Annotated in this window: 22 protein-coding genes; 12 read left to right on the top strand and 10 right to left on the bottom strand. The window is 34.5% G+C overall.

Annotated features, from left to right (window positions below; genetic code table 11):
* Positions 1 to 266: 266 nt before the first annotated feature.
* On the top strand, positions 267 to 542 hold the full coding sequence (locus tag BO48_RS06725; protein ID WP_496366659.1) for a helix-turn-helix domain-containing protein: 276 nt from the start codon (positions 267 to 269) through the stop codon (positions 540 to 542).
* A 459-nt stretch (positions 543 to 1,001) separates the two neighbouring features.
* Here the strand turns inward: BO48_RS06725 and BO48_RS06720 are convergent, their stop codons facing one another.
* The 4 genes from BO48_RS06720 to BO48_RS06705 all read right to left on the bottom strand — a co-directional run bounded on the left by BO48_RS06720 (position 1,002) and on the right by BO48_RS06705 (position 2,975).
* A complete protein-coding gene (locus tag BO48_RS06720; protein WP_496366658.1) occupies positions 1,002 to 1,175 on the bottom strand; it encodes a hypothetical protein in 174 nt (57 codons plus the stop codon).
* Positions 1,176 to 1,750: 575 nt separating this feature from the next.
* Entirely contained in the window at positions 1,751 to 2,170 is a 420-nt protein-coding gene (locus tag BO48_RS06715) for a hypothetical protein (RefSeq protein WP_496366657.1), read from the bottom strand.
* A 165-nt stretch (positions 2,171 to 2,335) separates the two neighbouring features.
* Positions 2,336 to 2,671, bottom strand: a complete 336-nt coding sequence (locus BO48_RS06710; protein WP_496366656.1) for a hypothetical protein — start codon at positions 2,669 to 2,671, stop codon at positions 2,336 to 2,338.
* 187 nt (positions 2,672 to 2,858) lie between these two features.
* Positions 2,859 to 2,975, bottom strand: a complete 117-nt coding sequence (locus BO48_RS06705) for a PspC domain-containing protein (RefSeq protein ID WP_496366655.1) — start codon at positions 2,973 to 2,975, stop codon at positions 2,859 to 2,861.
* Positions 2,976 to 3,162: 187 nt separating this feature from the next.
* Between BO48_RS06705 and BO48_RS06700 the strand changes: the two genes are divergently transcribed.
* From BO48_RS06700 to BO48_RS06680, 5 genes are all read left to right on the top strand, one after another.
* Entirely contained in the window at positions 3,163 to 3,972 is an 810-nt protein-coding gene (locus BO48_RS06700) for a nucleotidyltransferase domain-containing protein (RefSeq protein WP_496366654.1), read from the top strand.
* 81 nt (positions 3,973 to 4,053) lie between these two features.
* Positions 4,054 to 4,248 (top strand): hypothetical protein, encoded by a 195-nt coding sequence (locus BO48_RS06695; protein WP_496366653.1) that lies wholly within the window; start codon positions 4,054 to 4,056, stop codon positions 4,246 to 4,248.
* Positions 4,229 to 4,822, top strand: a complete 594-nt coding sequence (locus tag BO48_RS06690) for a DUF6036 family nucleotidyltransferase (RefSeq protein ID WP_496366652.1) — start codon at positions 4,229 to 4,231, stop codon at positions 4,820 to 4,822. Before BO48_RS06695 ends, BO48_RS06690 begins: the two co-directional genes overlap by 20 nt.
* Before the next feature lie 157 nt (positions 4,823 to 4,979).
* Positions 4,980 to 6,083, top strand: a complete 1,104-nt coding sequence (locus BO48_RS06685) for a CAP domain-containing protein (protein ID WP_496366650.1) — start codon at positions 4,980 to 4,982, stop codon at positions 6,081 to 6,083.
* Positions 6,084 to 6,192: 109 nt separating this feature from the next.
* On the top strand, positions 6,193 to 6,288 hold the full coding sequence (locus BO48_RS06680; RefSeq protein WP_496366649.1) for a type I toxin-antitoxin system Fst family toxin: 96 nt from the start codon (positions 6,193 to 6,195) through the stop codon (positions 6,286 to 6,288).
* A gap of 508 nt (positions 6,289 to 6,796) precedes the next feature.
* On the opposite strand, the gene BO48_RS06675 is transcribed toward BO48_RS06680, so the two are convergent.
* Both BO48_RS06675 and BO48_RS06670 read right to left on the bottom strand, forming a co-directional pair.
* The gene (locus tag BO48_RS06675) at positions 6,797 to 7,024 is read right to left on the bottom strand and encodes a hypothetical protein (RefSeq protein WP_496366648.1); all 228 of its coding nucleotides are present in this window, start codon (positions 7,022 to 7,024) and stop codon (positions 6,797 to 6,799) included.
* A complete protein-coding gene (locus BO48_RS06670; RefSeq protein WP_496366647.1) occupies positions 7,014 to 7,355 on the bottom strand; it encodes a hypothetical protein in 342 nt (113 codons plus the stop codon). The genes BO48_RS06675 and BO48_RS06670 overlap by 11 nt, the downstream gene beginning before the upstream one ends.
* 305 nt (positions 7,356 to 7,660) lie before the next feature.
* Between BO48_RS06670 and BO48_RS06665 the strand changes: the two genes are divergently transcribed.
* Genes BO48_RS06665 through BO48_RS06655 form a run of 3 tightly spaced genes read left to right on the top strand, consistent with a single transcriptional unit; the run spans position 7,661 to position 8,927 of the window.
* Positions 7,661 to 7,888 (top strand): hypothetical protein, encoded by a 228-nt coding sequence (locus BO48_RS06665; protein ID WP_496366646.1) that lies wholly within the window; start codon positions 7,661 to 7,663, stop codon positions 7,886 to 7,888.
* Positions 7,889 to 7,893: 5 nt separating this feature from the next.
* Positions 7,894 to 8,604: a YesK family protein gene (locus tag BO48_RS06660; protein WP_496366645.1), complete on the top strand. Its 711-nt coding sequence runs from the start codon at positions 7,894 to 7,896 to the stop codon at positions 8,602 to 8,604.
* Positions 8,605 to 8,627: 23 nt separating this feature from the next.
* Positions 8,628 to 8,927 carry a TIGR04104 family putative zinc finger protein gene (locus BO48_RS06655; protein WP_496366644.1) on the top strand — a complete coding sequence of 100 codons (300 nt, stop codon included), beginning with the start codon at positions 8,628 to 8,630 and terminating at the stop codon, positions 8,925 to 8,927.
* A gap of 346 nt (positions 8,928 to 9,273) precedes the next feature.
* Here BO48_RS06655 and BO48_RS06650 read toward each other — a convergent pair whose 3' ends face one another.
* From BO48_RS06650 to BO48_RS06640, 3 genes are all read right to left on the bottom strand, one after another.
* A complete protein-coding gene (locus BO48_RS06650) occupies positions 9,274 to 9,741 on the bottom strand; it encodes a GNAT family N-acetyltransferase (protein ID WP_496366643.1) in 468 nt (155 codons plus the stop codon).
* Positions 9,742 to 9,994: 253 nt separating this feature from the next.
* Positions 9,995 to 10,411: a GNAT family N-acetyltransferase gene (locus BO48_RS06645; protein WP_496366641.1), complete on the bottom strand. Its 417-nt coding sequence runs from the start codon at positions 10,409 to 10,411 to the stop codon at positions 9,995 to 9,997.
* A 72-nt stretch (positions 10,412 to 10,483) separates the two neighbouring features.
* The gene (locus tag BO48_RS06640; RefSeq protein WP_496366640.1) at positions 10,484 to 11,119 is read right to left on the bottom strand and encodes an HAD family hydrolase; all 636 of its coding nucleotides are present in this window, start codon (positions 11,117 to 11,119) and stop codon (positions 10,484 to 10,486) included.
* Positions 11,120 to 11,433: 314 nt separating this feature from the next.
* On the opposite strand from BO48_RS06640, the gene BO48_RS06635 reads away from it, so the two are divergent.
* The 3 genes from BO48_RS06635 (at position 11,434) to BO48_RS06625 (ending at position 14,097) form a co-directional block, all read left to right on the top strand.
* On the top strand, positions 11,434 to 12,264 hold the full coding sequence (locus BO48_RS06635) for a hypothetical protein (RefSeq protein WP_496366639.1): 831 nt from the start codon (positions 11,434 to 11,436) through the stop codon (positions 12,262 to 12,264).
* Positions 12,265 to 12,498: 234 nt separating this feature from the next.
* A complete protein-coding gene (locus BO48_RS06630) occupies positions 12,499 to 13,473 on the top strand; it encodes a S41 family peptidase (RefSeq protein WP_496366638.1) in 975 nt (324 codons plus the stop codon).
* Positions 13,474 to 13,884: 411 nt separating this feature from the next.
* Positions 13,885 to 14,097 (top strand): hypothetical protein, encoded by a 213-nt coding sequence (locus BO48_RS06625; protein WP_496366637.1) that lies wholly within the window; start codon positions 13,885 to 13,887, stop codon positions 14,095 to 14,097.
* A gap of 62 nt (positions 14,098 to 14,159) precedes the next feature.
* Here the strand turns inward: BO48_RS06625 and BO48_RS06620 are convergent.
* Positions 14,160 to 14,387 (bottom strand): ATP-binding protein (locus tag BO48_RS06620; protein ID WP_496366636.1); only part of this gene is annotated, 228 nt, incomplete at its 5' end.

Below are 14,387 nucleotides of genomic sequence, written 5' to 3'. Positions count from 1 at the left end.
ATTTTATAAATGTTGATCTTGGCGTTTACACACATTTTTCTATGATACGAATAGATTTATCACATGTAGTGCGTATTTATCCAGTTTTATACTTACCTGATATTTTTTCATTTATAGTTCTATCAAAATAATTAAGAAGTGCATTCAGTAGAATAATGGTAGCTTATATGCTTCCGTAATTGTTACGAAAAAAAAACAAAAGACGCCGCCTGGTGAGATTACAAAAGCCAAGCGTCTGCGGCAAAAATATTTAAGGAGGTAATAGTATGTCCAGAATGGATGAAATCAAGACACAGACTATTAACGAGAATTCTGAGCGTAAAAAAACATTTGATCAGGAGTCAAAAACTCTCAAAACTGCTGTCATGATTGTTGAATTGAGAGATAGTCATGGCCTATCACAACAGACGCTTGCTGATAAGGCTGGAGTTCCAAAGTCAACGATTGTACGTATTGAAAACGCACAGGTCAATACCTCCGTAGAAACTCTCAATCCTATTGCACAGGCAGTCAACAAAGAACTTAAGATGAGTATCGTTTAAAAATCTAAAATCTCTACCATCTCATTGCTGACTTGGTAGCAGTATAATATTCTTCCTGAGATTTGATTGCATTCGAATCTCAGTTTCTATGTGGAAGCATGCTGCAATCCATTGAGTGTTAAACCAAACATCACGTCTTGCGGTCATTCTCGAATATAAAAATGGATGTAAGTACCCTAAAGTTATTAATCCCAATAAAGAAATTATAAATATACTTAAAGACACTGAGAAAAACATATAGGCGTTTAGATTTTTCATATGCCAAATGTTTAATAATTGAAGTATAGATAATACCCCCGATATAGCTATTGCAAATGCTGAAAGTCCTAGGATAAGATATAGAATTATGATTAAAGATTCCTCACTGTTTCTCCTTCCTTATATTGGAATTCCCCATACTCTTAAAAGACTAACCATTTTAGATATAGTAATTTAAATTTAGTAAGATTATACAGGTGATTAATCTTTTTTGTTTTCATCTTTGAAAAAGGGATTGGGCTTGTCTGATAAATAGCTTACTCCAGCAACTATTAAACCAAAAACTGTTGCAAGAAGAATATCTGATATTTCAACTACTCCTTTGGATGCTGTAGTGGTCGCTAACGAGATAATAAATCCAGTCAATCCCGACATGACATAATGAGTTTTAGATTTGATATTAACACCTCTAAAATATAATTAAGTATACTTTTCCTTAGATTCTAATAAGTAAACATCTAAAATTTAAGATTTTAAGTATGAGTTTCGATTCATTCATCATTCCCGTTTCAATTCCATCTGACAAAGAAGTTCAGAAGCCGATCTGTTGCGTCTTTGGAGCCGCCAGTGTGTAGAAATGAGCTTAAATGTAAAAGTAGAAAATATGTATTTATACAGAAGATATTTATTGTACACTTTGGTTAAATGATTCTACTAATTATTCAAACTCTTTAAGAGTTATCGTTTCTCGAAATTCTTTAATCCATAAATTATAAATATATTCCGGTTCATCATTTAAAAATACTTCACCAAAGTTATATTTTATGTCATTTTTAGCGAAAAATTGCATATATTTTTAAGCGTTACTTTGCATACCCAACTTTAAAATCCAGCTGTCTTCACGAGAAGATAAGCTGGGATTTTTACTATAGTGCAAGTTATCAACTGAATCAGTGCAAAATAATATCGAAAGTAACAATTATCAGATTGAAGGTTATTTTTATAATGCACTACCGGTTCACCAATACTAACTTATACATTTTTAAAAAGAATGCAATTAATGCAACGACTAAGACGACCCCAAAAATAATTTGTTCTGATAGAATTAATGTTTCGTAGTTGGCGAAGGACGTAAAATTCAGAATACCAAGCGCTCTCGTCAGCAGATAAATCATCAGAGCAACAAACAGGACACTTAGTATTTTACCGGGCATTGTCTCTTCCACCTCGATAACATCACCTTTTTTAACTCTTATCAGATCACCACGCCCAACCGGTTGAAAGTATTTTAATTCTCCTTCACTCTCTGTGATTGGGATTGTCATTTCCTGTGAACCGTATAGTGCTCCAACTGATTTTCCGTTGAATTTTAATCTTACCGGCATAAAGGCACTGAAAATCCAAAGTTTTCTTTTAACAGTAATCTCCATAACTCCTCCTCCTACTAAGGTGATATATCGATACCCTTTTTCACTTACATTTCTATAGCTAAATCAACAACAATAAAATTATCATAAATATTGCAAACATAGATAGAGTCCAGAAGGATATATTAAAAATTTTATCCAGCAAATATGCGTCCTCTATAATGTTCTTTATTCATAGATAATGGATTCCCAGGGTACTTCTTCATCGTTTATATAAAAATTCAGCGTATCGGTTGCCGGACTCTGATTGAATTCAATCGTCTGCACAGCAGTATCTTCACTTTCACCAGGTTCATCAAAATGTATATTCAATACATTCTCTTCTTCATTTACAGTAACCTCACTGTCTTTTTCAATATAGGCGTATATAACATTTTCTGATGAATCACTATCCACCATGAATATATCGCCCTGCTCAGGTTTTTCTGTAATTGCAGGATGCAATCCACCTTCATAACCCTCATTAACCGTAGAAACTTCGCTCGTGTTGCTGCATGCTGACATTAGGCATAACGATAAAAATAGCATTGATAAATATTTCCTGATAAATATTTCATGATATATTCACCCTGTCTTATATTTTAAATTGATTTGTCACTCAACGTAAACGATTTACAACAAAGATTCTTCTAATTACCAGAGAAGTATTATATATATATCCAAAACGACTCAGAGACTGTAAAAAAGAATTTTATCTTACTAAAATTGAAGAAACATTGAAGTATTTCGCAATCACTCCGCATACTCCAAACAAAGCTTTATCAGTGGATGGTTTTCTTAACTTTTTCAACACAATGTTTCTCCCCATTTTAATCTTCGATTTCCATCTTTAATAAAATAATACTATAGACAGTAAGCGTTTACAAAGTGAGTTAAAAATATATACTTAAGTTGTTAAATGTTCCATCTCATCAATACCTAGTTATTTCACCTAGAGATGGATGGATAACATTATAAAAACCTGACATCATTTTACAGATTGGTGGGAATTATAAATGAATAAACTGCAGCCAGGATATGGTTTAGATCATGAGGGATACATCGTCAGTGATGTTTCATTGGATAACATCTCTGATTTATATAATGAATGCATAGAAGAATCGATCAAAGAGATAAAAACAATGTTCCCGGAAAAACTTCACAGTATTTATATATATGGCAGCGTCGCCCGTGGAGATGCCATCCCCGGCAAGTCCGACCTAGATTTATTGATTTTATTTAAAAATAAACTGCTGAAAAATGGACGCACTGAGTTACACTATCTTCAGCAAAAGTTGTCTCGAAAATATATAAATGTAATCCGTGAAGTTGGAATAGCCACTGCAGAATATGATTACGTCATGGATGCCGACAACTATTATGAACAGGCTTTTATTAAAAAAATATGTACTTGCCTCTATGGCGAGGACATAAGAGTCCATTTTGGACCATATAAATTGACTGCTGAAATACCCATCAGCTTCAACGGCGATATAGAAATGAGTCTTAAGAGGAATCTCGACAAGTTAAAAAATCCAGATGCTGATGCGTTTAAAATAATCACTCAAAATTTCTCACGTAAACTTATCAGAACATATTATTCCATGGTCATGGTCAGATCACAAATTTGGACCACCCGTCTGGGTGAACAGGCAATAGTAGTTAAACGCTATTTCAAAGATAAAGAAAAAGTCATTGAAATATTGCTGAGATGGATAGAATCACCGCCAGTGGATTATGAAACTGTCTATGAATTATTTGAAGCAGAAGGGCAATGGCTGGTTGTGCATTTTGAAAGAGAAGCGAAAATGACTCAGAATGGTTAATATTCCAGCATTCAAAAGTGTAGTTATACTTAAAACGTAGTATAATGAATATAACTCTAAAAGTGGAAAGAGGTGGTCTCAGTGAAAACTATGAAGTTAGAAGATATCAGAAAGCATAATAAAGAACGCCGGGAGACGGCAATCCGTGATGTTCGAAAAGTTTACCCTGACTTTAAACCAGGCGATCGGGCTTTCGACAGACCACGTAAAAATAAAGACAAACAAAAATTCTTGAATGAGATGCGGGTAAGAGAAAATGAAATACGCTATAAATGATGCTAAATCTGACTTGGATAAAATACCGCTGGAAATCCGACTTAAGGACAGAATGTTAAAAGCTTCATCAATAATTACAAAATTGATGTCATATCATGTAAAGGACTCAGATATGCCCATTATCGTTGGTGGCTTGTCCTTAGAGATTTATACTGACGGTGAATATACAACTCATGATGTTGACTTTGTTACTTCAGCCTCAATATTGATGCATGAAAAACTTCTAGAAATCGGCTTTGAAAAAAGTGGACGCATGTTCCATCACAATCGGCTGAACATTGCAGTGGATATCGTCGATTCAGTTTTAGTACCTGAATCTTATGACAAAGTTAATAAAATAGAAATTTCAAATGATTATTTTGTATTAGTCCAATCAATCGAAAGTATTCTTTACGACAGAGCTCTGGACTATGACAGAGTTGATAGTAAAAAATACGGACTTTATTTATTATCAACAAATTATAACAAAATTGATATAGATTTTATAAAAGATGAATTATCTGATGCTGATCCTGATGCACTTGAAGCATTCAATAGTTGGATCAACATAGTCACTGGAAACAAGAATCATTGACATTCATCATATTGGATATTATTAGAAAATAAGTAATTCACATAAATCACCCAGAGCAACTCGAAAGAGTTGCTTTTTATTTCCGATTCAAATTAAAATGTATATGTATTTCACATAGAAAGGAGGAAAAGATATTTTTAAACGACTATTTTTTATATTGTTAATCATAACAGTTATCATCTGGGCTAAACCTTACTGGGAAGATTCCGTTAATAATATAATGCCTGCTCAGGTATCTGAAACATTGGATTCAGTCAGAGATTCAACCGGTAATACAATAGAGAATATCGATTTTGATTTCACTATATTGAGAGACCGGGTCACCTCATTCTTTTCCTCCATTACGGATTCAGAATCTGAGCAGGAACAAGTGGAACCGCTTGAACTTTCTACGCCGAAAGAACAGCATTTTTCCATCGGAAACGTGGAGATCGGTGATTCCAAAGGATCTGTGGATGAAATATACGGCGAACCTGAACGGATAAGTGAGAACGAATACGGAGTGAATTGGTCCGCCTATCATGAAAATTACGGAAACTTCATGATGGTGGCTTATGACGACGCGGGAACGGTTCGCGGACTGTACACGAACCAGGATATGATTTCTTCACAATCTGATTTAACTTTGGGAGATTCAAAAGAACTGGTGAATGAAACACTCGGAGAGCCGGAAGATGTCATTCAGAGCGGTCCGTTTAATTACCAGGTCAGCAATCAGGAGGAATACGATGTCTATCAGATGGACGGGAACCATACGACTATTTTCTATGATATACACCAGGAAAATTCGGTGACAGCAGTACAGATCATCGATGAGAACCTGGAAGCTGAAAAAGACGGGATCTATCCCACAGGCAATGAATCATTAAGAGAAGGACTTGAATATCAATTATTCGATGTGACGAATGCGGCCCGGGTCAAACATGATCTGCAACCATTGGAATGGCGCTCTGAAGTCGGTGACACAGCAAGAAAACACAGTGCGGATATGGCCGAAAACGAGTATTTCAGTCATACGAATTTAGATGGCCAGTCACCCTTTGATCGGATGACAGAAGATGATATATCCTACTCCACAGCCGGTGAAAACCTGGCAGCTGCACAGTTCAGCAGTATATATGCCCACCACGGCCTGATGAATTCAGAAGGCCACCGTGAGAACATCTTACACAACAGATTTGATGAACTCGGCGTCGGCGTCGCCTTCGATGACGATAACCGACCGTATTACACAGAAAAGTTTTTAAGCAGCTTGTGGTAAAAATATATTATCTGATTTTATTTCTGTATTTAAATTCAATTTATAATGGTAAAATTATTACAGTCATCTAGTTTACTCCCTTGCCAATAGCATGGGAGGAGGTGTCAACATGTTATATGAGGTGTTTGAGTTTATAATCGCACCTATCATTGTCGGTGTGATTATCGCATTGTTTGCTTATTGGTTGGACAGTCGCGATAAATAATTAACTAGATGATACCAATACACCTAAAAAACCCCTAACCTACGGACATAGGATTAGGGGTTTGGTGTCTAACATGTTTTATTCGGTGTTTGTAATTTACATTATACCACTTGGAATTATGCTTGTAAAATTCCATGTGTCACTCATTCTAATAATAATTTACCGTTTATAGATGGGATAATTATATTTGCTAAACTTCACCAACCAGCTGTTAAAGATTATCAGCCTTGCATCTCCACCGCTTTCTTGAAATCATCATTTTAAAAATAACTATATTGCCCTAATTTTTCTCTGAAATCCTCGCTTTCTGGTTCATTGGGACAAGGCATCCGTATTCACTTATTTAAATTATAATAAGGAGTATTGAAGAGATAGTATTTTATTAAAGTCTTGAATGACAAATGATACAATTTTCACTTCTACTTAGCATACTTATCATTTATATATATCTCACTTTTAAACCAATAGACTGATTGTTCTAGTCTTTTTAATGTACAGATAAAGAATATCAACCATTTAAGCCAATGGCCAATGGTAAATTCTTTATAAATTCCATAAAACCAAAATAACCTAGTAAACCCAAGGCAAGGCCAACAACAATAATAACGATAATAAGGATATTATATTTAGTTTTCCTATTTATTGCTTCACACACTCTTAAAGTGTTGTTTTGTCTATTCAATACTACTGCTAACCATGCCTTTTTAGTATTACCTCCAAGGAATTCAACTTCCATCTAAAAAATCAAGCAGTTTCTGCCACTCATTCGTTTCATAAATTTTATTTTCAGTGTTAAATACTATAAACGTCGGAATTTCATCTACTTCCGATAACTGTGCATTCTCTAAAGAAGAGGTGATTCTAAGATCACTTATATTGTAAATATCTTTTTTCCACAGTTCATCATGAATCGTCTCAATATTTTCTGAATCGGCAGCAATGTATACTCCATAATTACCTTCTTCATCCGCTAGAAAACTGGAATAATTGTTATTCGGATCATCGTTATTTCCACAACCTGACAGAAGTAACAGAGACAATAACAGTAAGAATCCAAGATTTCTCATATAATTTCACCTTTTAATCATAATCACTTCTCTTCGTTCTATTTTTGGAATTATCTGAAATATGTTATATTAAACTTTACACACATTTACCTCTAAATAAACATTTAATCCATCATTTACCAGTATGTTGCCAATTACGATTGGAATAATAATGAATCTCAGGAAATTTAAAATGTGTAAACAATAACCTGGTAAACCGGAAAAGGGATAATATATTTATTAATTTATAGGATGTATTGATTCTGATACATAGTGAACTGATATTATGCTAATTATTTTCTTATCAGGATGCTGGAGGTTAATCAATGAATGAGAAGATGGGACTAATAATTTATTGGGTGATTTTCATTGCCGGGTGCCTCTCGTTTGTCATAAAATTTTCTGTAGAGTATGGGATTATTTACACAATGATGATCACTTTAGCCTGTGGCGTAATCAACTTATTAATAGCTTGGAATTTACGTGAAAAATATTTAATCATTGTAAGTGTTTTACTCATCGCCAGTCCTTATCTAATGTTTTTATTTATTTGATTTAAATGGATGTACTTTCAATTTCATTTACAACTCGTTGTGATATAAAATTTAGAAAAGAGCTACTGGAGGTGTCTGCTTTGATTTATATTATTTTATTGGCAGGTTTGTTCTTAGGTTCTATTGTGTTTCTATTTTCTTTTACTGCTTTTAAAAAGAGTGGTAAATATTATATGGCACCAGTTATTACTTTTCTATTCTTTATCATAATTACTGTATATAGTTTTATCATAGTTGGTGGATTTGAAGGTTTTGGGTATGGTGTTTTAGCTATTGGCTTTCTAATCGTCAGTGTGGTTGGAATTCTTGTTTTACCTTGGTTAACTCGTCGGAGTAATTCAAGGCAATTTGGAAAAAAAGATAAGTTGATGCTGATTATTTTGCCTGTACTATTTTTTGCAACCATCGGGTCAGCCTTCTACTTTGATCAAAATTACTGGGTTATTGATAAGGGCGAAAATTCTTATATGGGAGAAACCTATTATGAAATTACAACTATTTCTGAAGGAAGAAAACAGGTCACTCTGGTATTAGGTGAAGAGTACTCAGGAAAAGAGGTTGAGGTTGAAAATGTCAGTCAGTGGGACTCTACGGATATCACCGTTAATATTGTCGATGGCGGTGCTGAAGATAAAACACCTTATATATGGATTGGTGTAGATGAAATAAAAGACCCATTAAAAATTCAAACGACAGATGGTACAGTTATAGAATAAGAACAAGAAAGGAGTAATTAAGAATGGCACGATGCACAGAATGTCGGACAGAATGGACGTTTAAAGACAAAGCAAGAATGTATAAAAGACTGCACGCAACGCGGGATTGTCCATACTGCGGAGAAGAACAGTTTGTAAGTTTAAAGTCGAAAAACCAAGGTTCAATGCTTAATTTTTTGATTATCGTTGCAATGTTCATTCCAATTTTCTTTAATACACCCATCATACCCCATATTATTTTTGCCCTAGTCGTAATCGCTGTTGTAATGTATTTACAGGTTGTCCTGATAAAACTATCCAGTAAAGAAGAGTTTCCTATATGACAAGAGCGGATAACTGACCTGGTTATCCGCTCTTGTCATTACAATTGTTTTTAAGATTTATATTATTCATTTTGAAGGGAGAACAAAATTCAATTAATGCAGAGTTTTTCATCATGAAGGAAAGGTTTTAGTTCTTATCTTTTTGTTTTCAACCTTTTTTCACCTTTGATATGTTTCTCCAGTTCATCTAAACTTATGGTTAACTGATTCATTAGTGACATGTCAACCTCTCCTTTTTTAATAGAATTGTTTTAGTCCATTTATCTAACTGAATCTATTTTATACTCGTATCAGTAAAATAAAACTCTCCCTAACTTAAAGTAACAGAAGTAGTTAAAATTATTTCTCATATTTCTTTTTCCATGGAAACAACTTTTAAATTTATATTATTTGGTTTATTTACAATTTCTTCGTCATAAACCTTGTACCCTACTTTAAGATATAATTTAATATTTTTAGAGGCATTCCGTCGTACTTTACATCTTATCTTACTCACCCCATTTTCTTTGGAATAGCCTTCTAAAGCTCCTAGTAATTCTTTTGCAACACCTTGACCTTGATTCTCCGGAATAACAGATAACCTATAAAAATCAATTGCCGAATCTGTTATCTTAAAACGTACCATTCCGGCCGGGCGGTCATCAATATAACAAAATAATGCCCTTTCCCCTTCTTCCATTGCTGAGAACATACTTTGTACTGTTTCTTCTAATGCACTTGAAGGTGGTACTTCATCTTTGTACTTCATAAAAGCCTGCATCATTAAATTATGGATTACTTCCGTATCAGCTGAGTTAGCAAGTATAATTCTCATACTAATCCTCACTTCGTTTTATTTTAAAAAGATCGTACTTTCCTTTATTATTCCTCTTATATAATTTGCTGGGTCTTTAGCCTGGCTTTGTTAATATTTAAAACTCATTCTATTATTTTTGACATTGAAGTATAGATTGCCGTTTCGGTGAACATTCTTACTCAATGAGATGTTAATTATACTGCCACCATAGTTTTTCATAATACTTGCCTGCATCTTCAGTCCTTACTTCGCTTTTCAAGAAGCGTTCTTATTAATATAAATTCTGGGATAACCTGACTATATCCCTGAACTGTATACCATTCTCATAAATTTCTTCGTCGTAATGGGTGATGAAAAAATCTGAATCTATGCCGGTAATTCGAAAACCGCATTTCTGATACAGGACTAATTGCGCGATACTCGAAATTCCTGTGCCTACTTCAATAGTTCTATACCCTTCCTCTTCCGAAATCTTAATCGCCTCTTCTATCAGCTGTTTACCGACACCCCAGCCTCGGCTTTCTTCAACAACCGCAATGCTCACAATTTCTACAGTATCAGGTCTTGTTGGCAGGAGTACAAAGGCACCAATAATCTCCTGCCCACTCTTTGCGATAAGACATTGTCCCCTATCCACATATTGTTTCACCATTTTTATGGAAGGATCTGCCTCTAGTAATCGTCCCATTGGTGCTTTTCCCCCGGTTCAAGACTACGAATATTTATGTCTATGCTCCTTTATAATCATTACAATTATCTTTTAATATTTTATATCATTTTTTCTAAAGGCAGAAAGCAGCGCTTCGACATTTCCATCGAACACATGACCCTGCATACCCTGATCAGAAGCAGCCTCTATATTTTCAGCCAGATCATCAATGAAAAAGCTCTCTTCCGGGTTTATATCAAAGTGTTCAAAGAACTTTTGAAAGATAACAGGTTCCGGTTTAAGACATTCCCAATCAGATGAAATGAATAAGCCGTCGAAATGCTTCAGAACAGGAATTGTTTCTTTAAAAATATAAAAGTCCTGGGAGGCGTTTGATAGAAGATACAGAGAATAGCCCTGCGCCTCTAAACCTTCAATCACTGCATCCATCTCAGTATTGACCGTCATTTCTTCATGCCATTTCTCTAAAATCTCTGACACAAGTGGATGCAGATCATTCGATAATTCTTTCTTTGCGTCAATAACCAGCTGTTCCTTCGTAATCGTTCCCCGGTCAAACTCGAGCCATCTGGGCGATTTGAAAATTTGCTGCAATAATTTACTCTGTTCTGAAGTGTGTACTGTAAATTGTCCGATAAATTCTTCCGATACATAGCGGATGAGTACATTTCCCATATCGAATACGATATTTTTAATAATAATCATTGTCCCCTTTTCATCTCTCATCTTTCAATTTGTCAGCCTTATTAAAAAAGAATACACTTAATATAATCAATATAAAACCTAACAAATATGTAAGGATGCCAAAATCTTGAAAATCCAACACTAGTGTCAGAAATAAGAGTATGGATACAATTAAACATAAATAACCCAGTTTCCTCATAATCACCCTAGCTTTCATTTTTGCTTATCTAAAATAAATATTATTTCGAGAACAATTCCATTAAAAATATTCGCTTTAACCATTAAATACATTATAATTAATATAACATTGAAAAAATATTAAAATACATTATTATTGTTAAAAGTTGAGGTTTATTATGAAGATCACTTTACATGAAAATATCACAGGTTACTTACAAGATAATAATATCATTCAAAACTATCCATCATCTGAGCATGGTGTTGTTTGTGAATCAGAAAATGACATTGTCGCATACTTGTACTATTCCAAAAATCTTTATCACCTTAATGCCATATATCTGCATTTTTCGATTTTGGATAAAGATATCGATTCTGAAACACTTATAAAAATGTACGATAAATTTAAAATGGTGCTCCCTTCTTCAAACATCATTTTACAGGTGCATCGCAACTTTGACTTATATGAGGATTTTATCAAAACCAATGAGTTTTCAGAGTTCAGAAAAACATATGAACCTGAAATCGGTATTCAAAAGATGATCAGCGGCTTTTCTAATAATAACTTGGATGAAAGCCATACGGTTAAAAACTTCAAAATGACTGATGGATTGCAGGAGCTGTCTAAAAAAGTCTATCAAAGTACTCATGATATAAACCCATTGAAGGATATGGATTTGGCAGAATGGAATGACCTGATTACTGATGATCTGGATTTTGAACACTCCATTGTCATCTGTGACAAGCAGGATGATATTGTCGCCTACTTGCTGATGTATGAGAATGATGATGCATATAAGGATGTCAGCTACTGTTATTTTAAAGATCAGGCAGCCAAAAATTCTCTGAGTGCAGAGTTTTACAACATCCTGATTAAACTGGAGGAGTCAGAAATAACTCATCTTAATTTGGAAGTGGACAGCACCGATAAATATTCCTATGAATTTTTTCATAATTTCATAGAAGATGAAATCCCTTCTCTGATCAGTTATATTAAACAAAAAAACTAATTGAAATTTAACGTAACAGCCTTTAATAATTCTTTTATCACATATTAAATGAAGGAGGATCTGCCCCATGGCAAGAATATGGTAATGCTTTTGAATATGAGATTAATATAAAAATTAGAATTCAAAAGCATGTATAACTATTTTCTCATGGGATGAGTATGTCTTTTTTAAATTGAACATTTTACTGTATATGTCTGAGAACTTAGTTTGCAGGCTCATAAGGAGTGCAAATTAATGAAAAATAAAATTAAAGCGTTATTCAAACTGAACTTTTTAAAATTGATCGGTATGTTAGCTGCATTGCTAATGACAGGACTGTTCATCATTTATAAATACAGCCCTTACTTCGATAAATATTTTATCAAACCATCAGCAAAGCATTATGGAGTCATCGCCATAAATATTATCGAACTCCATGCATTGTATGCTTCCGATGATGAATGGAAAAGAGTAAGAAAAAAAGCATTGAATAATATTAAATACTGTAACACTTATGAAGAAACGTTACCGTATATTAAAGAGGCGTTAAAATTCGCCGGCGGTAAACATTCATTTATTATGGAAAAGATGCCTGAAAGCACCGGCAAAGTATCACCTACCTTCCCTGAATTCAGTTGTGAAAATAATATATTACACATCAACTTACCTGCCTTTTCAGGAGGCGCTGATGACTGTCAAAAATATAAAGATATGATAGAAAATGCACTTTTAAATGAGACATATGAAAATGTAATTATAGACTTGAGAGATAATTCAGGCGGGGATATGGGTCCGATGATTTCCGGACTCTCCCCTTTAATCGAGGATGGGTATTTAATGTCTTTCGTTATGAAGGATAAGTCAGAACATAAAGTATATTTAAAAGACGGCGTTGTGATCGGTGCTGGATCCGAAGTGAAAGTGGAAACGAGAAAAAATATAAAGGTAGAAAAAATCGCGGTATTAATAAGTAATCAGACTGCAAGTTCCGGTGAAATTACTGCACTCGCATTTGATGGGATAGATAGCAGCAAAATAATCGGTGAAAAAAGCGCCGGTTTTACAACCAGCAATAATTCCATCAGGCTATACGATGGTGTGACAATGATCATCATGTCAGCAAAACTTAAAACAAGAACAGGTAAAGTTTTGGATAATGACCCAATTATTCCACATTTAGAATCAAGTTCTTCATACGATGATGCAATAAGATGGTTTAATGAAAACTGATAAAAGAGATTTAAAAAATCTTCATTCTAAAAAGAGTGCAGATTTTTCGTTTGAATTCTATTGTTCAGAAAAACAAAAAACTCCTACTGAGATTATAGTCTCAGTAGGAGTTTTAGAAGTTACCGATTCTCGACAACAAGTTTATAAGAATTGAAAAAGAAAGATATCATACTTAATATCACAAGAGATACTACCAGAACCAATCCAATTGTCTGATTATTTCGCGAGTTGAGGTCCATCAATACGCAATTGGAGTCCACCGGTTCATGACAAAGAGTCCGCCTAATTATTTTTTGAATACGCAGTTCAGGTCCACTAATTCACATAAAGAGTCCGCCTAGGTCTTCTTTTCGGTATATTTAATTAGAAAGCTTTTGCTTTCAAATTAAATGAAAAGGAGGCCTATTTTTAATGGCCAGAAAAATTCCAGCAAAGTTGATACTTGAGTATCGCGCAATGGGGTTATCCAGGAACCTCATTTCAAAAACGAAGAAAGTGGGACGCAGCTCAGTGAGTGACGTTTTTAAGCGTGCCGATGACTTGGGATTAACGTACGAGGATGTAGAATCTTTATCAGAAGTTGAGGTGTACCATAAGCTGTTCCCTGATGTGTTTCGCAAGTAGAAAGTACATAGAAATGCAATGAAAAATGCAGAGGGTTGCCACCCTGTATCTTTATTGTCCATTTAACGTGATTTCGATAATGCATGACTGAGTCGATAGCTTTCACCGGTAAATGATAGCACGTGGGCATGGTGGATGAGCCGATCCACCAGCGCAGCGGTCAGTCGGGCATCGACAAAGATTCTGTTCCATTGACTAAACTCCAGGTTCGAAGTGATGATTAGACTCTTCTGTTCATACCATTCGGAAATGAGCTGGAACAGAAGCTCCGAGCCTTCTTTGCCAAACGG

The organism is Lacicoccus kunmingensis DSM 17847, from assembly GCF_059568765.1.
This window is presented reverse-complemented; position numbering and strand designations above follow the sequence as displayed.